Below are 21,191 nucleotides of genomic sequence, written 5' to 3' on the forward strand. Positions count from 1 at the left end.
ATTAGGAGCGAACCCCCCATGCAAATCATCGAACAGACCGTGACAGTGGGCGAAGGCGGCCGGGTCGCCTTACAGGTCTCCCGACCGGTCGGAGTGCGGGTCCGGGTGATCGTGCTCGATGAGACTGACAAGGCGCTAGACGAGTCTGCAGCGCTGACCCGTTGGCAGGAAGACAGCGGCTTCGCCCGTCAGGTCTTGGCAAATCCTGCCGAGGACGTGTGGAATGACCTTTGAGATTCAGCCGGGCGGCATCTATAAGCTGCCGTTTCCGTTCACCGATCTCTCAGGACGCAAGGCGCGCCCGGCGCTGGCCCTGAATCCACCGGATGCGCATGGCGACGTCCGCTTTCTGTTCATCACCACCACGCCGGTCAAGGATCCGGCGCAAGGTTACGCCTTGGCCGCGACCGATTACGCCGGATTGCCGCTGCCTTTTTCCAGTTTCCTGCGACTCGACAAGCCGTTTCTGCTGCATCAGAGCGTGGCGCTAAAGCCCTTGGCGCGGTTGACCAACGCCGCCTTTGCTACCCTATTGCGGCGATTGATCGTCGCGGAGATCCCCCGCTTCGCCGCGCTGGAATATGTCCGCCGTCCGTTCGAGCCGGGCGTGACAGCCATCCCCGCCGCCGGCAAGGTTCTCGATGCCGCCGAACCGAGCTTGATGGTCGAGGCCGCGCTCGATGGCTGGCTCACCACTGGCCGCTTCAATGACGCATTCGAAGAGCGCATGGCCCGCTTCCTCGGCGTCAAACATCTGATCACCGTCAATTCTGGCTCCTCGGCCAACCTGGTCGCCTTCAGTACCCTGACCTCCCCGAAATTGGGCGAGCGCGCTATCCAGCCCGGCGACGAGGTCATCGGGGTTGCCGCCGGCTTCCCGACCACGGTCAATCCCATCCTGCAATTCGGAGCGGTTCCGGTCTTCGTCGATGTCGAGCTGGGCACCTACAACATCGACGCCAGCCGGATCGAAGAAGCCATCGGCCCGCGTACGAAGGCGATCATGCTCGCCCACACCCTGGGCAATCCCTTTAATCTTGCGGTCGTCACTCGCTTGTGCAGAGAGTACAACCTCTGGCTCATTGAGGACTGCTGCGATGCCTTGGGAAGTACCTACAACGGCCAGATGGTCGGCACCTTCGGTGACATTTGTACGCTCAGTTTCTACCCCGCCCACCACATTACCATGGGCGAGGGCGGTGCCGTTTTTACCAACAGCGGCATCCTGAAACCCATCATCGAATCCTTCCGCGATTGGGGCCGCGATTGCTTCTGCGCGCCGGGACACGACAACACCTGCAAGAAGCGCTTTGCCTGGCAGCTTGGCACCCTGCCCCCAGGCTACGATCACAAATACACCTATTCGCATGCCGGCTATAATCTCAAGATCACCGATATGCAGGCCGCCTGCGGGCTGGCCCAGCTCGATAAGGCCCCCGGCTTTATTGCCCAACGCAAGGCGAATTTCGCGTTCCTCAATGAGCGTCTGAGGGATTGCGAGGAATTCCTCGTCTTGCCCCAGGCTACGCCCAACACCGATCCATCCTGGTTTGGTTTTCCGATTACGCTGCGCGACCAGGCCCCGGTCACGCGACTGGATCTCTTGACCCACCTCGATCGGAACAAGATCGGCACCCGCCTGCTGTTCGGTGGCAACCTCATCCGCCAGCCCTATATGGCCGGGCGCCAGTATCTGGTCAGCGGTGATCTCGCTAACACCGATATCGTGATGAACAACACCTTCTGGATTGGCGTGCAACCTGCGCTGACACGGGAGATGTTGGCGTTTGCCGCAAGCAGTATCGAACATTTTCTGAAAGAATGAACATTCTCCTGACTCGTGCGACCATCTTTCCCGGCAGTCATCTGTCTGCAAGGCAATATGCCTGTGGTACCTCTTAATATTTATGTCGACCGGATCCCATTTTATGAAACTGATCGAAACTATGCTCCCTGACTGCTACGAGTTGCAACCTCGGGTATTGTCAGATGTGCGCGGTTGCTTCGTGAAAACCTTTCAGCAGAATTGGTTCGAAGATTTAGGGTTATCGACACACTGGGCCGAGCAGTACTACTCGGTGTCGCAACATGGTGTGTTGAGGGGGCTGCATTTCCAGCTGCCCCCTCATGATCACGCCAAGCTAGTATATTGCGCAGCTGGCGAAGTGATGGACGTGGCACTCGATCTGCGCAAAGGGTCACCGACTCTCGGGCAGCATATATGTCTTACGCTTAACGCAGCCAAAGGCAACATGATATATCTCGCGCCCGGCCTCGCACATGGTTTCTTTACATTAAGTGAAAGCGCGACCTTGATATATAACGTTACGTCGGTTTACGTCCCAAGCCATGATACTGGCATACGCTGGGACTCGTTCGGAGTGCCTTGGCCAGAGCAGGACCCTCAGATGTCTGACCGTGACCGGGGTTTTGTCTCACTGAACTGCTTTGACAGCCCGTTCTATTTCCCGTCCACAGCTACCCAATCAACGAAATGACGCAGAAAAGAGCGCTTATTACAGGGGCGACAGGTTTTGTCGGTTCGCATCTGGTTAAACACCTTCTAACAAAAGGCTGGGATGTCTGTGTCATCGCTCGACCGACTTCCAGTTTGGATCAGCTTTTATCCGTACAAGAGAGGCTAGTTGTTCATAAGTTCGATGGAAACATCGCGACGATGCACAACATCATGCGACAATCAAACCCAGATGTCGTATTTCATCTCGCGTCGCTTTACCTGTCCAAGCATCAACCGTGCGATATTCCGCAACTTATCGACAGCAATTTGCTGTTTGGTACTCAACTGATCGAGGCAATGAGCATTGAAGGTGTGCGATATCTCGTAAATACAGGTACGAGCTGGCAGCACTTTGAAAATCGAGAATATAGCCCGGTGAATCTCTATGCAGCGACCAAAGAGGCGTTCGAGGCAATATTACGCTATTACATCGAAGCTCGTGGAATGTGCGCGATTACCCTCAAACTATTCGATACTTACGGACCGGATGATCCTCGCCCTAAATTGATCAATTATATCAACTCACTCGCGACTGGCAACCAACGATTGGCGATGAGTCTGGGGAAGCAAATAATCGACATGGTTCATGTGGATGATGTAGCTAATGCTTTTCTGATATCTGGCGAGCGGTTGTTGGGTGGCAGCGTCATTGATCATGAACGATATGCAGTGTCTTCCGGCCAACCAATGTCTCTGCGGGAGGTAACCGCGCTTTTTGAGCAACTTCTAGGGCATAGTTTACCCATAGATTGGGGTGAGCGACCGTATCGGAAAAGAGAAGTCATGATGCCTTGGTCTAGTGGAGACACCTTACCTAATTGGACGCCAAGTATTTCCTTGTTGAAAGGTCTTGCTGCATTAGTAGAGACGACTGCCCACCATGCGCACACTGAGAACGCATCTGCAGCCACTTCGTCGAAAACTAATGTCTGTACATAATCGTTCAATTTCGACATGGATAAAATACAATCTATTCGAAAAAGGATTGACTTCGCTAGCTTTTAAGTTGCTTATCGTTCGTGCGCCAAGCGGAGCTTGGCGCTTCTTGCCGGGTGAAAGTCCTGGTCGGGTAAGGGCTAGCCACCCACCCGTATCGCGTGTTGCGCCTCTGGCGGATAGCGACGCACTGGTCAGGAGACTGGTGCTATCGTGAACAAAAGAGGTGAAGCGTACATAGAGAAACTTGTAGGCCAGAGGGGTGTACGCACCACCCTGAAGCGATTTCGGCCTCGTTAAAAGCATTAAAGCAGACGGCGACAGGGTTAACGACCTGGAAGCCAACACAGAGGACTCAATAGAACGACGATGGGCAAGATATTGTGGCACTGCCGGGAAACCAGGCAGCAAACAGAGAAAACAAACATTGCCCTAAGGTCGTTCACGGCGAGAGTCCCGAGGGTCTGTCGGGGTCCGAGCGCCTGGCATGCAAGCACAGAAGCGTCGAGAACTTGGGAGACCCCATCAGCTCCCGGCGGGAGAGGTAAGGCATGCGGTTATTGAGACACACAGGGGGAAACCCCGAAACGGAATTAGACCGAAGCCTAGAGCCGACCGACCGGGGAAGCGCTACTGACCGAGAAGGGAGGTTCGCCGGAAGTCGATGGGGAGTCAGACCGGCTCATAGAACTCCGAGCGCGGGAAAGCCGCAAACATGGGGAAGGGGTCGGCGAAGTGATGTAGCCAACAAAGGACACTTCACCCAGACACGACGGGCTGGACCATGAAGCAAACCTCCCTGTTGGGAATAGCGAAAAAGGCGGCATCGGACAAGGCCCATCGATTCCGCAACCTCTTTGGCCTGCTCAACGTCAGCTATCTTCTGGCCTGTTGGCGGCTGATTAACAAAGGTGCGGCCAGCGGTGTCGACCGACTGGATGCTCGCGCCTATGAAGCCAACCTTCAGGACAATGTAGAAGCACTGGTGGCGGCGGTCAAAGGGGGATGGTATCGGGCCAAGCTGGTACTGAGAAGATACATCCCCAAGCTCAACGGAAAGTTGAGGCCATTGGGGATTCCGGCCATCGCGGACAAAGTGCTCCAGATGGGGGTCACCAAGATACTGGAAGAGATTTATGAGCAGGACTTTCTGGACTGTAGCTATGGTTACCGACCTCGAGTTGGTGCCCTGGATGCCGTGCGAGACCTGAGCGCCGAGCTGCGAAGCGGGCGTTATCACTTCCTGGTCGAGGCGGATATTCGCGCATTCTTTGATCGAATCGATCATGGCAAACTGATCGAGCTGTTGCAGCGACGGATAGACGATGAATCCTTTCTGCGGCTGATTCGCAAGTGGTTAAAGGCCGGTGTTTTGGAGCCAGATGGCGCGGTTCAGCATCCCGAGACAGGCTCGCCCCAAGGCGGGATCATCTCCCCGATGCTTGCGAATATCTATCTCCACTACGCGCTAGATGAGTGGTTTGAGAACACGGTCAAGACACATTGCAAAGGGAAAGCGTACCTCTGTCGGTATGCCGACGATTTCGTGTGCGCGTTTGAATGTGAGTTCGACGCCCAGCGCTTTTATCGGGTGCTTGGGGTGCGGATGGCGCGGTTCGGGCTGGAAGTCGCGCAAGAGAAAACGCAGTTGCTGCGGTTTTCGCGTCAGGACTGGACGCGTAACGGCACCTTTGAGTTTCTCGGATTCGAGTTTCGCTGGGGACGAGGGCGTTGGGGAACACCCGCGCTCAAACGGCGCACGGCACGGAAGAAATACCGCGCCTCCCTGGCCAGTTTTCGAGACTGGTGTCGGGCACACTGCCGGATGCACAAGGACAAGTTCTTCGCGGCTCTCAATGCGAAGCTGCGCGGGTACTACAATTACTACGGTATCCGAGGCAACTCCGAAAGCCTGGATGACTTTTTCTACCATGTCACTCGCATACTTTACCGGGAGCTGAATCGTCGCAGCCAGCGGCGCAGTTACAATTGGAAGGGCTTCGTCGAACTGATCAAGGTGTTCAAGCTTGAGCGACCACGTATCTGCCACAGTTTCTGAGTACGCTAAAGATGCTGCAATGTGCGAAGCGAATCACTTCGAGGAGCCCGGTGCGGTAGTTCCGCACGCCGGGATCTGTACGGGGGCGGCCGGGTAACTGGCCGTCCTACCGTGATGAGAGTCTCGTTGCAGTATTTGATGGGTTAAAAAGAATTTATAATTTCAGTCATTTAGGTTAGGGGGTTGAGTTGAAAAGAATCGGAATAGCCATTCCTACATACAATAGAAATGATTTGCTTGAGCGTCTTCTTAGGACTATACCAAGTGATATTTCTGTTTTTGTAAGCGATAATGGTGGATATGTAACATCTGAAATGAAGAGGGGGTTCACTAATCTAAGCATTACAAAGCAAAGCAAAGTAATCAGTATCTTTAGAAACTGGAATAGTGCCTTGAATTCAGTTTCTGCTTGTGATTATGTAGCTATACCATCTGATGATGATTTATATATCAAAGATAAATTTAGTACAATATTCGAAATTATTCAAAATAATGACGCAGATGTAATTATTTTTGGCAATAATTGTATAGATGAAAACGATAAATTCATTAGCAGGTTCTGCCCAAAAAACCTAGAATGTTTCGAAGCGCCCTATGGTTTCCAAAAATTCATATACGGTGTTGATGTTAGAATGCCAAGTGTTTTTTTTAAAAAAAAATTTTTAGATAAACTTGGTTATTTTGATGAGCATCTATTTACGTTAACTGCGGCGGACAGCGAACTTGTACAACGAGCGATGTTGTTAGGGAACGTAATATTTGTTCCCGAAATTGTTTCATCTTACCGTATTTGGTCGGGTAGTTTAACAGATCAAAAGATTGCTACTCAACATTGGATGGCTGAAGTTGATGCGTGGACAACAAAAATAAGGGGTCTTGCAAAGGAGCGATTAGGGGATAAAGCAAATTTTTATAACTGGGAACAATATCAAGATGAAATTTATGCTAGAAACCTCCTTAGTGGTATTTCAAATTTATTTAAATCAAAGAACTTTAAAAATGCTATCACGCACTATAGGGCAATGCGTTATCCAAAATATGCTCTGTATAAAACAAAATTGAGGATTGTTGGCTATTTAATACTGTCGTTTTTGAACCAAAAGCTATGCTAGCTAAGAATATATTTTATTCATTTATTTGCAAAGTTTTGGGAATGGGATTGTGGCTAATGATGGTTCCGTTGCTTTTAAAGGCTTTAGGTATAAATGAATATGGAGTTTGGGCGGCATTAACTTCATTAATTGTATGGATGAATTTGTTTGATTTTGGAATGGGTCATGCACTCAAAAATACAGTGTCAAAATCTATTGCCACTAAAAGAATTGTTGATGCCAAGGAAGAGTTTTTACAAGTTTTTAAAATATCTTTCATAAGTTCGGTAGTGATTGCAGTTATTTTTTTAGCATCACTGACCTTTGTTGATTTATTAAATAAAAATTTGGTTGTTTCCTTGATACTTTTTTTGCCAATTATTCTTTTTTTTCCACTACGTGTCGCAAGCTTTGTGCTTCAAGGGGCTAGGAGAATTGCTTTAGATGCATGCCTGATGTTTTTAAATACACTTTTATTCTTTGTCATTGTTGCGGAGTTGTGCTTTTTTGATATTTCGGTAAGCTTAATTGTACTTGCTATTGCGTTTGTTGGCAGTTATTTATTCTCAATCATCATCGGGGCGATTGAAGCGATTAAGATTCTTGAATTAAAATCGGGTGATTTTAAGAGACTGTTTGGAGTCAAATTGGACTTAATTCGAATTATTCTTGGACTTAAGTTTTTTGGCTTACAGCTATCATCATTGGTCTTGTACTCCTTTGGTACGGTCATTGTTTTTTCTTTTTTATCTAGTGCTCAAGCCGCACAGTTTGATGTTGTTAGTAAGATTTTTGTTTTTGGACTGAGTTTTTTTACTATTGTTATAGGTGCTTTTTGGCCTGAAATAGTGACGCATATTGCCAACGATAACATTACAATGATCAGGCGCCTGTATTTTAGGATGACTGTTTTGGCCGTCATATTTTCGTTCGCTGCTTTATGTGTAGCCTACTTTTCACCATTGATTATTCAAATTTGGACGGACACAAAAATAGAAGTAACAAGTTCTGAAACAATATTTTTTGCAATCCTCGTTTCGTTTCAATCCTTTGCATACTCTGGTGCGGTAGTATTAAATGCATTTGAAAAAATTGATATTCAACTGGCCCTTTCTTTGGCTGCGTCATTTTTAATGATTCCTTTATCCCGATATTTTATAAACATGGGCTATGGAATTGAGGCAATCCCCATTGTTTCTTCAATATTTACCTTCTTTGCGATGGTCTATTGCAATGTCCATGCTTGCAAGATATTAAAAATGGGCCATGATTTATGATCCGGCGGAGAATGTAAATGTTGAGTTTAGCATTTAGTACTATTAAGTCATTATTTTACAACCCTACTAGGCACGCAAAAAGTCTGCCCTTTTTATCTATTGGAGATGAGACACGGATTCTGCCATCATGTCGATTTGTTTTTCGCCTTGGAGAAGATCGGCATCGTGGAAAAATTAGGATTGGAGGCCGCGCAATGATTGGTGGGGAATTTGTTTTTGAGTCTGACAGAGGCGATGTTGAGGTGGGTGACCGTTCCTTTATCAACAGGGGAACCCGAATTATTTGCAGGCATCAAATTTCCATCGGGGCTGATGTGACTTTGGCCTGGGGGTGTACGCTATATGATCACAACTCCCATTCACTTGCATGGCAGGATCGTGCTGCCGATATTCATCAGCAACTTTTAGATGTGCAGGCGGGGCGAAACTTCATCGAAAATAAAAACTGGTCAACGGTGACGTCGCGTCCCATCGTGATCGAAGACAAGGCGTGGGTCGGCTTCGGCGTCACAATTCTTAATGGCGTGACCGTCGGTGAGGGCGCCATCATCGGCGCTGGCAGTGTTGTTCGTGACGATGTACCTCCCTGGACCATTGCCTTTGGCAATCCGGCCGTGGTGGTCAAAACAGTTCGTAAATAGCGGGTATTGGTATCGATGGAACTGCCACAGTCACTGCCTAGGCCTGATGTACTGATCCTTGGCGCAGCCGGATTCATCGGCACCCACCTTACGACTCGACTGCATGACAGGCATGCCTTTGGTTCATTGACAGTCGCAGGCCAGAGTGTAGGTCAGAGATACTCAGAAGCGGACATCCATGTCCTAGATGGCATGATTGACCGGGACCTGCTTGATCGATGCTCGCCCCCAAAGGTGATCTTCTTCCTGATCGGCGGCAGTTCCGTCGGCGCATCGCTGCAAAACCCTCGCAGGGATTTCGCGATCAGCCTCCCTCCCTTGGCTGACTTACTCGACAAAATGAGGAACGATTGGCCAAAGGCGCGCCTGATCTTTCTTTCCAGCGCTGCCGTCTATGGCAATGCTGGCTCCTATGTCACCAGTATTCACGCCTCGCCCAAACCAATTTCGCCTTATGGCCTTCATAAACGACTGTCGGAAGAGATGCTTTTTTTCGAGCAGGAGCGCATCGGACTGGCCGTGAATGTGTTACGCCCCTTCTCAATCTACGGACCAGGGTTGCGAAAGCAGTTGTTGTGGGATGCCCTGCGTAAAGCCGATGCAGGCGCACCCTCCTTCTTCGGGAACGGCAGCGAGACCCGCGACTGGGTCTACATTGACGACCTCGTCGAACTGCTGCTCGATGTTGCACTGTACCCTGAGGGCTTTCCCTTGCTCTTCAATGTGGGTTCGGGCATGGGTGTTTCCGTGGCCGAGATGCTCGGTCGACTGTTCGCAATGAGCAGATATGCACTGACGCCGTCCTTCCTGGGACAAGCAAAGAGCGGTGACCCCAACGACTTGGTGGCGGATCCGGACGAGCAGGCACTCTTTAAGCGCTACTGGCGTACCCCGCCGGATGAGGGGCTTAGACGTTTTGTTGAGTGGTATCAGGGGTTGCCGAAATGAAGCGTATCCTCATTACATTCCGTTCCCACGGCGAAGGCTGGATGGGCGGGATCAACTATTTTCGCACCCTGGCGCGTGCGCTTTGCCGCTATCCGTCGATAGAGTTCAGTGTATCGATTCTGACCAATCAACCACATTGGTTTGATGGGTACGAGTGCGGCGGCGTGGAGATCATTCACGCGCCCTGGCTGGACCCTACCGCCAGGCTGGACTATTATTTGAACGCTGCGATCAAGACGATCGGGCTGATCAACCCTTACCTCCAACACCACGCACGCAAGACCGATGCCGTGCTGATCACGCATGCCATGGCAAGCCGCATCACGCCCTGCCCGACCGTGTTCTGGATGCAGGACTTTCAGCATTGCCATCTTCCGGAGTTCTTTTCCCGCTACGAACTTGTTCGCCGTAGCCGCAATGTAAGGAATGCTGCCCGGCACGGTCATCTACTATTCAGCAGCCACAGCGCTGTGGCAGATTTCCGGCATTTCTTTCCAGATATCTCCTGGGCCCGGCCCCACGTGCTGCAATTTGCGCCTCTCCTGGATACCGTGGAGACGGCCACCGCAAAGGATGAGTTGAACTCCAAATACGGCATTCCGGAACGCTTCTTCTTCTTGCCTAACCAATTTTGGTTGCACAAGAATCACTGCTTGGTGCTGGAGGCACTAAGCGTGCTGCCAGATTCGATGTCGGTCGTCTGCACCGGCGCGCTGTCGGATAATCGCGGCGCCGGCCACATCAATCGCCTTAAAGAGATGATCGAGCACGGGCGACTTGGCACGCGTTTCCTCATACTGGGTATGGTGCCGAGGGCTGATTTTCTCGGCTTGATGAAATTCTCATCCTGCGTCCTCAATCCATCGCTATTCGAAGGGTGGAGTTCCACCGTCGAAGAGGCTCGGTTTTTCGGCAAGCGCATGATTCTTTCCGATCTTCCGGTCCATCGGGAACAAGCTGGCGACACTGCGTTGTTTTTTCCGCCGACGGATGCGCAGGCCCTGGCCCAGGCAATGCTGCGGGTCGAGGGCGAAGCCCCGGCATCGGAGACGGCTGTGTTTCAGTCGGAGCTGTATGAGCGGGCAGTGGAGAATTTTGCCAGGCAATACTGGGCGATCGCCAAGGACATCCTGTCTCGGACGGGCTGCTGATGCAGCTCCTCTGCCTGTGCAAACGTTGCCCCCAAGCCCGCGATCTCTTCACCCAACCCTATGGCCGCTTTTACCATATCCCTCGCCTTTTGGCTGCGCGGGGTTATGCGGTGCATTTACTGCTACTGAGTTACCAAAACGAACCAAACGCTTTCCATCAAGAGGTCAACCTGCATTCGCATTCTGTGTCAGCTTTACCTTGGGGCCTCCTTCCCTACATGATCAAGGCCAAGCATTTGATGATCGAGGTGCAGCCGGATTGGGTTATCGGGTTTTCCGATTCCTGGTATGGGATTCTGGCGCAACGCTTGGCTGGGCGTTTTGGCGCCCGTTGTCTTATCGATGCCTATGATAACTACGAGAGCTATATCCCTTGGCTTGTGCCTTTGCATAGCCAGTGGCGGAAGGCGTTGCGTCAAGCCGATGTGGTGACGGCCGCCGGACCTCAACTGGCAGACTGGATGAGTCAATCTGCCGGGGATCGGCCGGTTGATGTAGTGCCCATGGCGGCTGATCCGCTCTTTTTTCCCCGTGACAAGATCATGTGCCGGAATTCGTTGGGCCTTCCGGTTGATGCGCGCTTGATGGGCTACAGCGGTTCGCTGCATCCCAACCGGGGCATTGAGCTACTTTTTCAGGTTTTTGAGCGTTTGAGGAAACATCTGCCAGATCTGGAGTTGGTGCTTTCCGGCCGACTCTCCAAAGGCATTAACATACCCTTTGGCGTGCATTGGCTTGGCTACCGGCCAGCCGAGGAGGTTCCGCTAATTCTCAATAGCCTTGACCTGCTTTTTGTGATGAACAAGCCCAGCGCATTCGGCAATTTCAGTTACCCGGTAAAGCTGTATGAGGCCATGGCTTGCGGTGTGCCCGTGGTGGCATCGGATGTACCTGGTACGGCCTGGATTCTGAGGGATCGGCCGAAATCCTTGGCGCGGGCAGAGGATGCTGAGGATTTCGTAAAAAAGGCACTCGCCATTCTTGAGCGTGGAGAACGAGGCGACATTCTGCCTTCTGGTTGGGAGGGATCAGCAGCGACTTTTGCGCGATTGTGCGAGATTAACTGAGAGGTGAGAGAGCGTTGTACGAGCCCTCTGTGGCCCGGCACAACGAATAAGGTTAGATCGTCTGAGCGAAGCGAACGGCGATCTGAACCGTTCGTTGGACGAGCCCGTGTTTGAGGTAGAGAGGGGGGCTTAGAAAATAGCTTTTCCGCGGCGGGGGATCGCGGAGGCGGGTTGGCCGGGGATGAACCGCTGGCGGACTCAGCCTGAAGACGGCGGCGAAGTCATTAGGAACCGAGGGGACTATTTTGCCCGAATCTCAGGCGAACGCCACTCTCGGCACGCGATCACCGATTTGGAAGAAAACGGGTTGTTGCTTGCGTTTACATCACCGGTATCGATGCCCCATCAAGCGGCGGCGATGTCTGCAGCGGCGATCCTCGCGGGGGCAAGCGCGTCTGGATAATGATCATCTCGGCCCCGCAGCAGGGACATTTGAGCCGAGGACGCGGTTTGAGCTTGGCGAGGAACTGTTGCGGATCCAGTCCGAACAACCACTGCAACAGCGCAATCGCGCGTTTGCGATTAGGATGGAGAAAGCCGAAGTTGCGCGCGCGGCGAAAGCCCTTTATGCGGTGCAGCGCATAAAGGGCTTTATGCAGAGTAGATGGTTATGCCGAGAATGCCGCTGAGGGACAGCAGCTTTCACGCGATATCAATGGATCACGGCCCGAAGTCTGCCGATCGACTCCGCATAAGTAGAGTGCCGTCCTTCTCGATATTAACGAAAGGAGGACAGCATGTTGACCACATACTTCAAGCATCCGTTCACGCTTCGCAAGCTTCGCTCCGGCCCTGGCGGTCCCTACCTAGACGACTTCGCCGCTCAGCTGGCTCAATCGGGCTACTCCCGTTACAAGATCAGGGCTCATCTGCGCGGTGCCGGGCGATTCTCCGGGTGGGCCGCGCAGGCAGGCGTGGCGATCGATGCGCTGGATGCGGATTCCACGCCGATCGTAAGCGATCAGCGAACTACATCTACCCTGCCCGACCGGGGCGGCGGACAATGGTGCAATGGAACGCAACCACGCACCAGCGCAATGCCCGCAACAGTCAACCCCCGGCGGTTACCCGCCGATCCGGCCACCGATTCCAGGATTATCCGGCCACTGATTCCACGCTGATCCGGCCACCCATTCCAGAGGCATCCGGCCACTGATTCCACGGCCATCTGGCCACCCCTGGCAGGAAGCGACGCAGGACCACGATCCACTATCCTCGGCCCCTTTTCGAAGCGAGGAGGTTGAGATGGAGCGTTTGTCCATGCGTAAGATTCGAGAAGTGCTGCGCCTGCGGTTTGAGGCCGGGCGATCAGCACGTCAGATTGGCGCCAGCGTGCAGGTCGCACGCAGCACCATTGGCGAGTACGAGCGGCGCTTTGCCGCTAGCGGGTTACCCTGGCCGCTGCCCGAATCGCTCAGCGACGCCGAGCTGGAGCGACGGCTGTTTCCGCCCGCACCGGCGCTGCCGGCCCACAGCCGCCCGATCCCCGACTGGGCCAGCCTGCACCAAGAGCTACGTCGCCCCGGCGTCAGCCTGATGCTGCTGTGGGAGGAATACCGCGCCGCCTACCCACAAGGCTATGGCTACAGCTGGTTTTGCGACACCTACGCCAGCTGGTCGGCCAAGCTCGACGTGGTCATGCGCCGTAAGCGATCAGCGAACTACATCTACCCTGCCCGACCGGGGCGGCGGACAATGGTGCAATGGAACGCAACCACGCACCAGCGCAATGCCCGCAACAGTCAACCCCCGGCGGTTACCCGCCGGTGGTCGTCGCGGCATCATCGCTTGCCAGACACCGCTGGATCAGTGATCGAGGCCAAACGCGCTGGCGCGGGCAGATCCTCGGGGCGGAGGTTAAACGGCAGCAGCGCCTCAATCGCCTGCGGCGTTTTCGCCAGGGGCAGTTGCTCGAAGAGGTGGTTGAGGTACGCCCGGGGCTCGAGTTTATTCGCCTTGGCCGTCTCAATGAGGCTATAAAGCAGCGCGCTGGTCTGTGCCCCTTCGGGACAACCGGCAAACAGCCAGTTCTTCCTTCCGACCACAAAGGGACGAATGGCATTCTCCGCCTGGTTATTGTCGATCTCCACCTCGCCATGATCGAGGAAGACCAGCAGCGTCGGCCACTGATTCAAGGCATAGCCAATCGCCTTGCCCAGCAGACTCTTTGGCGCCACGCGCAGCACATGGCGATCCAGCCAGGCCTTGATCTGTTCGATGATCGGGAGGCTGAACGCCTGGCGCTCACGCACCCGGGTATCCGCATCCGCCCGCTCAAGACGCAAGCGCTTCTCAATGGCATACAACTCGCCAATCATTGCCACCATCGCCTGAGCGAGCGAGGCCTCGCGCCCGGCGCCCGCCTCGACGAACTTGCGTCGCACATGCGCCCAGCAACCGGCATGGTCGATGATCTCCTCTACCTTGGCCAGCACGTGGTAAGCACTGTAGCCATCGGATTGCAGAATCAGCTCAATGGGTGGATCGCTGCCGGCGCCATGCTCACCAAACAGCACCGCATGGGGGACAGCGGCCGCGCGCGAGGTCGCGTATTCAAACCAGCGCACCGCTCGCCCGGGCGGTCCCCCGCAAAACACCCAGATAAAAGACTCCTGGGTATTGTCCCGTCCGGGTTCGTTCAACACCTGCAAGCGGGTTTCATCGATGTTCAGCGTGGCGCCAAGCAGCAACTGCGCTTTGATCGCCTGCGCGATGGGAGCCAGTGGCGCCTGCAACTGCATCAGCCACCCGGCCATGCTCTGGCGCGGGATGTCGATCCCCTCGCGGGCAAAGATCTTCTCCTGGCGATACAGCGGCAGGGCATCGACAAACTTCCCCGTCACGATCGAGGCCAGCAGCGAGGCATGGGCGATGGCCTTGGGGATCATCTGAGGCGCGCGTGGGGCGATCTTGATCCCGGCCTCCTCGTCCTCAACGCTGTCATCGACCGGGGCATACTTGGCACGCTTGTATTCGATGACATAGAGCTGACGCGGCAGATCGGCGAGCTGCTCGGAGACGTCATAGCCGATGAAATGCCAGTTCTCCCCGAGCGCGGCTTTCTCCTGCTCGGATAGATCAAGGATGCGCTCCACCCGGGTCAAATGCGCTGGCAGCGGTTTGCGCTTGGGCTGGCCTTTGGGCGGGTTGGTCTTGGTGTTCTCGCCCTTGGGCGGCTTGGTCTTGGCATCCGCCTCGGCCTCAAGCTGGCCGATCAGTGCTTCAAGCTCTGTCTCATCAAAGAGGTTGAGCTGTCCATCGGGCACCTTGTCCGTGCTGGGACCAAAGCGTTTGCGGCGCAATAACTCAATGTACTCGAGCAATTGGTCAATGCGTTTGGCGTCGCTGTCAATGCGCTCCTGTTGTTCGGTGAGCGTCTGCGTCAACGCGTCCAATTGCGCGCGCAATTGGTGAATGATCCCGTGCAATTGAACGGGTTCATTGGGCAGCATTTGAATGGCGACTTCCATAGTCGCGAATCATACCGAGAACGCGTATCTGAATACAAGCTTTTTTTGCATTTTAAATCAGATTAAAGCGCGCCTGTTGATGTCCTTCGAGTTGCTTTGGATCGAGCCCTTCAAGCAGCCAATGCAATTCGCGCAATGAGAGGTTGACGGGATCGTTGCTGGTGGGTGATGGCCACCAGAAGCGCTGTTGTTCCAAGCGTCGGTACCATAACCAGAAGCCGTTGTTGTACCAATAGAGAATTTTGAGTTTGTCACGGGCGCGATTGCAGAAGACAAACAGGTGAGCGGAGAAAGGATCAGCGCCGAGGGTGTCGCTGACGATCCCCGCCAGGCCATCGATTTGCTTGCGCATGTCGGTAGCACCGGCGACCAGGTAGACGTGGGTATGGGTGCCGATGCCGATCATGCGTCACGCCCTTTGAGGAGGGCGATGAGCCGATGCAGGGTGGTGGCATCAAAGCCGGCGCTGATGTCTAGGCGCAGTCCGTCAGGAAAGTGAAGACTGAGCGGTGAACCGCTGTGGGGTGTCGGTTCGCTGATCCAGTGCACCGGAACCAGGGTGCAAGCCGGTTCTTGCTCGCGCCCGGGGGTGGGCGTTGCGCGCTGGCCTTCGCGGCGAAACACCTCACGCCAGCGCGCGAAACTCGACACGGAAATGCCGTGGCGTCGGCAGTACTCGCCTTGGGTCAGACCACTGTCCCACCATGCGTCGGTTAAGGTCCGCCATTGCTGGCAAGTGCGTCGCTTTTGTACCATGCGGATGCTCCTGTCGTGGTTGATCAGGTCGGCATCTTGGCGGGGCGGCGCTGGCGGGGCTAGATGTAGTTCGCTGATCGCTTACCATGCGCCAGAGCCACCGCGCCGGGGAGAAGCTGTTCGTCGACTATGCCGGTCAGACGGCAGAGGTGATCGATCGCACCACCGGGGAAATCCGCACCGCCCAGATCTTCGTGGCGGTACTGGGGGCATCGAACTACACCTACGCCGAAGCCACCTGGACGCAGAACCTGTCGGATTGGACCGGCTCCCACGTGCGCGCCTTGGCGTTCCTCGGGGGCGTGCCGGAAGTACTGGTCCCCGACAACCTTGCCAGTGGGGTGAGCAAAGCCCAACGTTACGAGCCCGACATCAACCCCACCTGCGCCGAGCTGGCCGCGCACTACGGTGTTGCGGTGGTCCCGGCCCGGGTGCGCAAGCCTCGGGATAAGTCTCACGCTTCACACTGCACTCCGTCTGGTTGTTGCGGGGTTGGTTTGACGTAACGACCGGATTTCCATTTTGATTTCACCGGCGCATTGTCCGTTGGTGGAACATAAAGGTAGCGCGGTTTGTCGTCGTAAGCGACCGCATCGAGCCAACCTTTTGACCGCCAATTCTTGACCGTGGCGGGCGCGATTCCAAGCTGCTCGGCGACCTCATCGGGCGTCAGATAGCCCGCTTCGCGCAAGCGCTCGTAGCGGCTCTTTAAACCGTAGGCAATGCGGATGTTACGAATCATCAACCGATGCAACGCCCCGCCATCGCACGAACGCATGCCGCGTGCATTGAGGATCGCCGCAATGGCCTTGTCGGTGTGGTGATCGATCAGGCGATCCACCGCAGCCACAAGCGTGGTGCTGTGGCGACGCAACTCACCGATTGGTAGAGGTCGTGGCAAGCGGATCGTTTGCGTCGCCCCACCGCGGAAACGCACTTGGGTGATGATCTCAGATCCCTTGTGCAGCGTGACATCCTCGATCAATAAGCGCAGCATGCGCTTGCGTTCCCGATCGGGTGTGGCGGGATCACGCCATAGGGCCGGGAAGTCATTGGCCAGTGCCATCATTTGGGCGCGTTGCGGCTCATCGACCAGCAAACGTTCGGCCTCGCGTTGGCGCGCGTAGTGCTCCTGCGCCTCGGCCACCGCGCGCAGCTTTTCATTCCACTCCGCCTCCAAGGAATCGGCCACCAGGCGATTTTCCGGCTCAACCTGCATATAGCGGCGCCGCGCCAGATCGGCTTCGTGCTGGGCGCGCTCGACGGCTTTGTGGCGCAATTGGTCGGCTTGATCGAAGCGCGCCTGCAGTTCCTGGTGGATCGCCAGTGTCACCTCCACTGTCACCGGGGTGAGCGTCTCCACCACCAGTTCACCGATCGCACGGTCAATGCCGGCGCCGGGAATTGACTGGCAAACGGGCTTGGCCTGTTCGATGCCGTCGCGCTGGCAGATGTAGTAGGGAAAGGTCTTGGCGTTGCGATGGTCGTAACGCACGCTCATGCGCTTTCCGCACTGCCCGCAGATCACCAGACCCTGGAGCAAGGCCGGTCCCTCGCGCGGTGGGCTGCGCCGGCGCTCCTCGCCGTGTGTTGCCGAGTTCTGACGCAACTGCTCAAGATTGCCCTCGTATTCCTCCCAGGTGATATAACCGGGATGGGCATCGCGCACCAACGCGATCCAGTCCTCGCGTGGGAGTTTCTTGTAGCGCTGCGCGCCGTACTTGCGCTGACGGCTGCGCCCGTAGCTGAAGGCTCCGGCGTAACGCGGATGGTGCAGCAGCCACAGGGCGCGGTGGTGCGCCAGCTCCCCCCAGATCACCTCGCCTTTGCGCGGACCATGGCTGATGCGACGTGGAAAGCGCAGCTTCTGTTGCCGAAACGCTTTGACCGTGGCTGTCGCTGAGCCGACGCGACGGAAGGTCTCAAAGAACAAGCGTACCGTCGCCTGCACGTGGCTGTCGGGATCCAGCACCACATGCTCGGCGCCATCATAGACGAACCCAATCGGCAGCCGACAGGGCAACTCCCCACGACGCGCCTTGTTCATCATTCCGCCGATCAGCCGTGCCCGCAGCAGGTGCAGTTCCGCCTCCGACATGGTGCCTTTCAAGCCCAACAGAAGTCGGTCGTTGAAGTGGCCCGGGTCGTAAATCCCGTCCTCGTCGAGAATCAGGGTATCGCTCAGGGCGCAGATTTCCAGCAGACGGTGCCAGTCGGCGTTGTTGCGCGCCAAACGCGAGACCTCCAACCCCATCACAATCCCCGCACGGCCCATGCCGACATCGCTGACCAGGCGCTGAAAGCCTTCGCGCTCCTCGCTCGAGGCGCCCGACTGACCGAGGTCACGATCGACCACGACGATGCGCTCGTGCGCCCATCCCAGTGCCAGCGCCCGCTGCTTGAGGGCGTATTGGCGCTCCGTGCTTTCGGTGTTCTCCAGAACTTGGCGCAAGGAGGACTGGCGGATATACAGATAGGCGTGGCGTTTGAGGTGGCGGGCCTGCACCTTGCCCTGAGGATCAGCGCTCATGCCGGTTGTGCTCCGCTGTGTGGCGCTTGTGAGCAATGGATGGCCATGCTTACCAGCACGTCGATGAGCTCCGCATGCAGCGGCGAGGGGGCGGACAGGGGCGGCGCAGCGCCAGACACTGAACGCTCGAGCGCGGGTTTGCACTTGGGCACGCCGAGCCGAGCCCACGTCAACATGCCATGACGCAGCAGGATGTTGAGTCCGAGTTCCTCGGCGCGGCCCGCTCGCGCCTCGAGGCAGTGCGCGCGTAAGCGTTCGTAGGCGCTGAGCGTATCGAGCGCGGGCGTTGGCTCGGGTGCGGTGTTCATGGGCGTTTTTTTTCCGCCCGCTGCAGCGCGCGTTCGATACTGCGTGGATGGACCTGGAGACCGAAGTGTGTCGCGACCTGTGCGGCCAGTTGTGCCGGTGTCAGCGCTGCCTCTTCGGCAACCCGGTGCAGCAAGAACGCGACGACCTCCTCGGTCAGCTTGTGCCCACCATGGGGACCGCGTTTTTTTGGATAGAGCCCCGCCAGTCCCTCGCCTCGCCACGCCGCCTGCGCCTCATAGAACGAGGGACGTGACAGGCCGAAGGCAGCCGCCGTGGCACTGACTGAATCGCCATCGACCTGCACGCGGCGCAACATCTCATATTTGACTTGAAGCAGATCGCGCGGATCGAAGAAGTCCGATTGCGCGAATAGCGCGTCGGTGACGGCGTGCGTGCGCGGATTCAGCACGCCCTGTTCGTGCAAACGCTGCTTCTTGGGATCGCTATACGCCCGTTTGGCCATCGTGAGTCTCAGGTGCAAGTGTTAGGCGAATTATGTCTCAAATGGCCACATTGTCAAGCGGCAGTTTCTGGCTGATGCAGATTTGTAGCGATGATACAGAGGAAGAAACCGAAAGGCATCTGTCCTGCCCATGGAAAGGCAAATATTCCCTTACAGTAATGACAAATTTTACCTGACACACTTATTCGCCTTGATCGCCGTTGTCCTGTTCGCGCAGACGCGCCACCAATGTCACCAGCTGGACAAGATCCGCTGGGCGAAAATGCGCGCGCCCGCCGGCCACTGACACAAACGCATCCACTTCGCCAACGTCCGTCCAGCTTGCTGGCACGGCTTTGAGCGCCCCTTGCTCGTCGTAGAAAAACACCCGGTACTCGCCCCAGGTTTGGCGCACCGTCAGCAACTCGTAGCGACATCCATGGCGCGGGTGGAACGGATGGGTGATGGTGACAACTTGCCCTTCACGAACGTCATAGGCTGTAGTCGATAGCTCTGGATAAGGCCAAGGTCGAAGTCGGCGTGCAAGTGGTTGAACGCTGGATACTCGCCGCTCTGCGCCGGCGCACGTTTTTCTCCCTGCGCGAGCTCAATGACGCCATCGCCGAACGCCTGGCTTGGCTCAACCAGCGCCCGTTCAAAAAGCTTCCCGGCTCGCGCAAAGAGGCGTTTGAGGCCATCGACCGCCCGGCACTGCGTCCCTTACCCGCTGAGCCCTACGTCTTCGCCACCTGGAAGACAGCGCGGGTGAACATCGACTACCACGTCGAGGTTGAGGGCCATTACTACTCCGTGCCTTACGCCCTGGTGAAGAAGACCCTGGATGTGCGCTTGAGCGAGCGCACCATCGAGTGCTTCCACCGCAACCAGCGCGTCGCCAGCCATGCGCGCTCCTCCCTCAAAGGCCGTCATACCACGGTGACCGCGCACATGCCCAAGGCGCATCAGAAGTACGCCGAATGGACGCCTGAGCGCCTGATTCGTTGGGCCGAGGAGACCGGACCGGCAACCGCCACGGTGGTGGCCAACATCCTCGCCTCCCGTGCCCACCCCCAGCAGGGCTTTCGCTCCTCTCTGGGCTTGCTGCGCCTGGCCGAGCGCTACAGCCCCAAGCGCCTGGAAGCGGCCTGTGAACGCGCCCTGCGCCTGAATGCCTGCCGCTACAAACACATCGCCTCGATGCTCGAGCGCGGTCTGGATCGCCACAACCCGCCCGTTCAACAGTCCCTCGATCTGCCCAGCGCGCATGAGCATCTGCGCGGGGCGGAGTATTTCCACTAATCCCTTCCATCAACAGGAGTGATCACTCATGCTGCATCATCCAACCCTGGATAAACTCCAGCAACTGCGCCTGCATGGCATGCTCGCGGCCTTGCGCGAGCAGCTCGAGCTGCCCGAGGTGGCGTCTTTGAGCTTCGAGGAGCGCCTCGGGTTGCTGGTCGACCGGGAGCTGACCCTGCGCGAGCAACGCCGGCTACAAACCCGTCTGCGCCAGGCCAAGCTCAAGCAACAGGCTTGCCTGGAGGATCTGGACCGCCACAGCCCGCGCGGGCTCGATGCGGCGCTGATGACCCAACTGGGTACCGGGCAGTGGATTCGCGAGGGGCTCAATTGCCTGATCCTCGGCCCCACCGGGGTGGGTAAGACGTGGATTGCTTGTGCGCTGGCGCAGCAGGCGTGCCGCCAGGGCTTCACCACCCGCTATCTGCGCACCCCGCGATTGTTCGAGGAGCTGCGCCTGGCGCATGCCGATGGCACCTTCCCAAAACTCATGCGTTCCCTGGCCAAGACGGATCTGATTGTGCTCGACGACTGGGGGCTGATGAGCCTGGAGGCCGAGGCCCGACGCGATTTGCTTGAACTACTCGATGACCGCCACGGCCAGCGCGCGACGCTGATCACCAGCCAGGTGAGCCTGAGCAGACTATTTGCGGGAATCGGCCGCGATTCTGAGCAAATTCAGTGAGGGAAAACAAAA

Annotated in this window: 19 protein-coding genes and 5 pseudogenes; 16 read left to right on the forward strand and 8 right to left on the reverse strand. The window is 56.0% G+C overall.

Annotation, left to right across the window (positions count from 1 at the left end; translation table 11 throughout):
* Nucleotides 1–18 precede the first annotated feature (18 nt).
* The 11 genes from Thiosp_RS00750 (at nt 19) to Thiosp_RS00800 (ending at nt 11,688) form a co-directional block, all read left to right on the forward strand.
* Nucleotides 19–234: a hypothetical protein gene (locus Thiosp_RS00750; RefSeq protein WP_323696780.1), complete on the forward strand. Its 216-nt coding sequence runs from the start codon at nt 19–21 to the stop codon at nt 232–234.
* Entirely contained in the window at nt 224–1,825 is a 1,602-nt protein-coding gene (gene rfbH, locus Thiosp_RS00755) for a lipopolysaccharide biosynthesis protein RfbH (protein WP_323696781.1), read from the forward strand. The genes Thiosp_RS00750 and rfbH overlap by 11 nt, the downstream gene beginning before the upstream one ends.
* Nucleotides 1,826–1,928: 103 nt before the next feature.
* The gene (gene rfbC, locus Thiosp_RS00760; protein ID WP_323696782.1) at nt 1,929–2,498 is read left to right on the forward strand and encodes a dTDP-4-dehydrorhamnose 3,5-epimerase; all 570 of its coding nucleotides are present in this window, start codon (nt 1,929–1,931) and stop codon (nt 2,496–2,498) included.
* Nucleotides 2,495–3,457, forward strand: a complete 963-nt coding sequence (locus Thiosp_RS00765) for an NAD-dependent epimerase/dehydratase family protein (protein WP_323696783.1) — start codon at nt 2,495–2,497, stop codon at nt 3,455–3,457. Before rfbC ends, Thiosp_RS00765 begins: the two co-directional genes overlap by 4 nt.
* A gap of 781 nt (nt 3,458–4,238) precedes the next feature.
* Nucleotides 4,239–5,513, forward strand: a complete 1,275-nt coding sequence (gene ltrA, locus Thiosp_RS00770; RefSeq protein ID WP_323696784.1) for a group II intron reverse transcriptase/maturase — start codon at nt 4,239–4,241, stop codon at nt 5,511–5,513.
* A 188-nt stretch (nt 5,514–5,701) separates the two neighbouring features.
* Nucleotides 5,702–6,625: a glycosyltransferase family 2 protein gene (locus Thiosp_RS00775; RefSeq protein WP_323696785.1), complete on the forward strand. Its 924-nt coding sequence runs from the start codon at nt 5,702–5,704 to the stop codon at nt 6,623–6,625.
* Nucleotides 6,619–7,881: a lipopolysaccharide biosynthesis protein gene (locus tag Thiosp_RS00780; protein WP_323696786.1), complete on the forward strand. Its 1,263-nt coding sequence runs from the start codon at nt 6,619–6,621 to the stop codon at nt 7,879–7,881. The genes Thiosp_RS00775 and Thiosp_RS00780 overlap by 7 nt, the downstream gene beginning before the upstream one ends.
* A 194-nt stretch (nt 7,882–8,075) precedes the next feature.
* The gene (locus tag Thiosp_RS00785) at nt 8,076–8,522 is read left to right on the forward strand and encodes an acyltransferase (protein WP_323696787.1); all 447 of its coding nucleotides are present in this window, start codon (nt 8,076–8,078) and stop codon (nt 8,520–8,522) included.
* A 15-nt stretch (nt 8,523–8,537) separates the two neighbouring features.
* On the forward strand, nt 8,538–9,470 hold the full coding sequence (locus Thiosp_RS00790; protein WP_323696788.1) for an NAD-dependent epimerase/dehydratase family protein: 933 nt from the start codon (nt 8,538–8,540) through the stop codon (nt 9,468–9,470).
* Nucleotides 9,467–10,621, forward strand: coding sequence for a glycosyltransferase family 4 protein (locus Thiosp_RS00795; protein WP_323696789.1), 1,155 nt, complete (start codon nt 9,467–9,469; stop codon nt 10,619–10,621). Before Thiosp_RS00790 ends, Thiosp_RS00795 begins: the two co-directional genes overlap by 4 nt.
* A complete protein-coding gene (locus Thiosp_RS00800) occupies nt 10,621–11,688 on the forward strand; it encodes a glycosyltransferase family 4 protein (RefSeq protein ID WP_323696790.1) in 1,068 nt (355 codons plus the stop codon). Before Thiosp_RS00795 ends, Thiosp_RS00800 begins: the two co-directional genes overlap by 1 nt.
* A gap of 320 nt (nt 11,689–12,008) precedes the next feature.
* Here Thiosp_RS00800 and Thiosp_RS24920 read toward each other — a convergent pair.
* Nucleotides 12,009–12,257: pseudogene (locus Thiosp_RS24920) on the reverse strand (IS91 family transposase); the annotation flags it as partial.
* Nucleotides 12,258–12,425: 168 nt separating this feature from the next.
* Here Thiosp_RS24920 and Thiosp_RS00805 point away from each other — a divergent pair.
* Both Thiosp_RS00805 and Thiosp_RS00810 read left to right on the forward strand, forming a co-directional pair.
* Entirely contained in the window at nt 12,426–12,809 is a 384-nt protein-coding gene (locus Thiosp_RS00805; protein ID WP_323696791.1) for a hypothetical protein, read from the forward strand.
* A gap of 124 nt (nt 12,810–12,933) precedes the next feature.
* Nucleotides 12,934–13,338: pseudogene (locus Thiosp_RS00810) on the forward strand (IS21 family transposase); the annotation flags it as partial.
* Between the two features lie 131 nt (nt 13,339–13,469).
* Here the strand turns inward: Thiosp_RS00810 and tnpC are convergent.
* The 3 genes from tnpC to tnpA are packed head-to-tail and all read right to left on the reverse strand — an operon-like array spanning nt 13,470 to nt 15,914.
* Nucleotides 13,470–15,158: an IS66 family transposase gene (gene tnpC / locus Thiosp_RS00815; RefSeq protein WP_201067122.1), complete on the reverse strand. Its 1,689-nt coding sequence runs from the start codon at nt 15,156–15,158 to the stop codon at nt 13,470–13,472.
* Nucleotides 15,159–15,210: 52 nt separating this feature from the next.
* Entirely contained in the window at nt 15,211–15,564 is a 354-nt protein-coding gene (tnpB, locus tag Thiosp_RS00820; RefSeq protein ID WP_201067124.1) for an IS66 family insertion sequence element accessory protein TnpB, read from the reverse strand.
* Entirely contained in the window at nt 15,561–15,914 is a 354-nt protein-coding gene (gene tnpA, locus Thiosp_RS00825; protein WP_009150009.1) for an IS66 family insertion sequence element accessory protein TnpA, read from the reverse strand. Before tnpA ends, tnpB begins: the two co-directional genes overlap by 4 nt.
* An 80-nt stretch (nt 15,915–15,994) precedes the next feature.
* Between tnpA and Thiosp_RS00830 the strand changes: the two are divergent.
* Nucleotides 15,995–16,375, forward strand: a pseudogene (locus tag Thiosp_RS00830) (DDE-type integrase/transposase/recombinase); the annotation flags it as partial.
* Here the strand turns inward: Thiosp_RS00830 and Thiosp_RS00835 are convergent.
* The 4 genes from Thiosp_RS00835 to Thiosp_RS00850 all read right to left on the reverse strand — a co-directional run bounded on the left by Thiosp_RS00835 (nt 16,369) and on the right by Thiosp_RS00850 (nt 19,610).
* Complete coding sequence (locus tag Thiosp_RS00835) at nt 16,369–18,444, reverse strand: recombinase family protein (protein WP_201067126.1); 2,076 nt, start codon at nt 18,442–18,444, stop codon at nt 16,369–16,371. The pseudogene Thiosp_RS00830 and the gene Thiosp_RS00835 sit on opposite strands and share 7 nt — an antisense overlap.
* Nucleotides 18,441–18,752: a hypothetical protein gene (locus Thiosp_RS00840; protein ID WP_201067127.1), complete on the reverse strand. Its 312-nt coding sequence runs from the start codon at nt 18,750–18,752 to the stop codon at nt 18,441–18,443. Before Thiosp_RS00840 ends, Thiosp_RS00835 begins: the two co-directional genes overlap by 4 nt.
* Complete coding sequence (locus Thiosp_RS00845) at nt 18,749–19,216, reverse strand: helix-turn-helix domain-containing protein (protein ID WP_201067128.1); 468 nt, start codon at nt 19,214–19,216, stop codon at nt 18,749–18,751. The genes Thiosp_RS00840 and Thiosp_RS00845 overlap by 4 nt, the downstream gene beginning before the upstream one ends.
* A 181-nt stretch (nt 19,217–19,397) precedes the next feature.
* Nucleotides 19,398–19,610, reverse strand: a complete 213-nt coding sequence (locus Thiosp_RS00850; RefSeq protein ID WP_323696792.1) for a DUF5372 family protein — start codon at nt 19,608–19,610, stop codon at nt 19,398–19,400.
* Nucleotides 19,611–19,711: 101 nt separating this feature from the next.
* Between Thiosp_RS00850 and Thiosp_RS00855 the strand changes: the two are divergent.
* Nucleotides 19,712–20,494, forward strand: a pseudogene (locus Thiosp_RS00855) (Mu transposase domain-containing protein); the annotation flags it as partial.
* Between the two features lie 28 nt (nt 20,495–20,522).
* A pseudogene (istB, locus tag Thiosp_RS00860) lies at nt 20,523–21,155 on the forward strand (IS21-like element helper ATPase IstB); the annotation flags it as partial.
* Nucleotides 21,156–21,191 lie beyond the last annotated feature (36 nt).

This window comes from Thiorhodovibrio litoralis, assembly GCF_033954455.1.
GTDB lineage: Bacteria > Pseudomonadota > Gammaproteobacteria > Chromatiales > Chromatiaceae > Thiorhodovibrio > Thiorhodovibrio litoralis.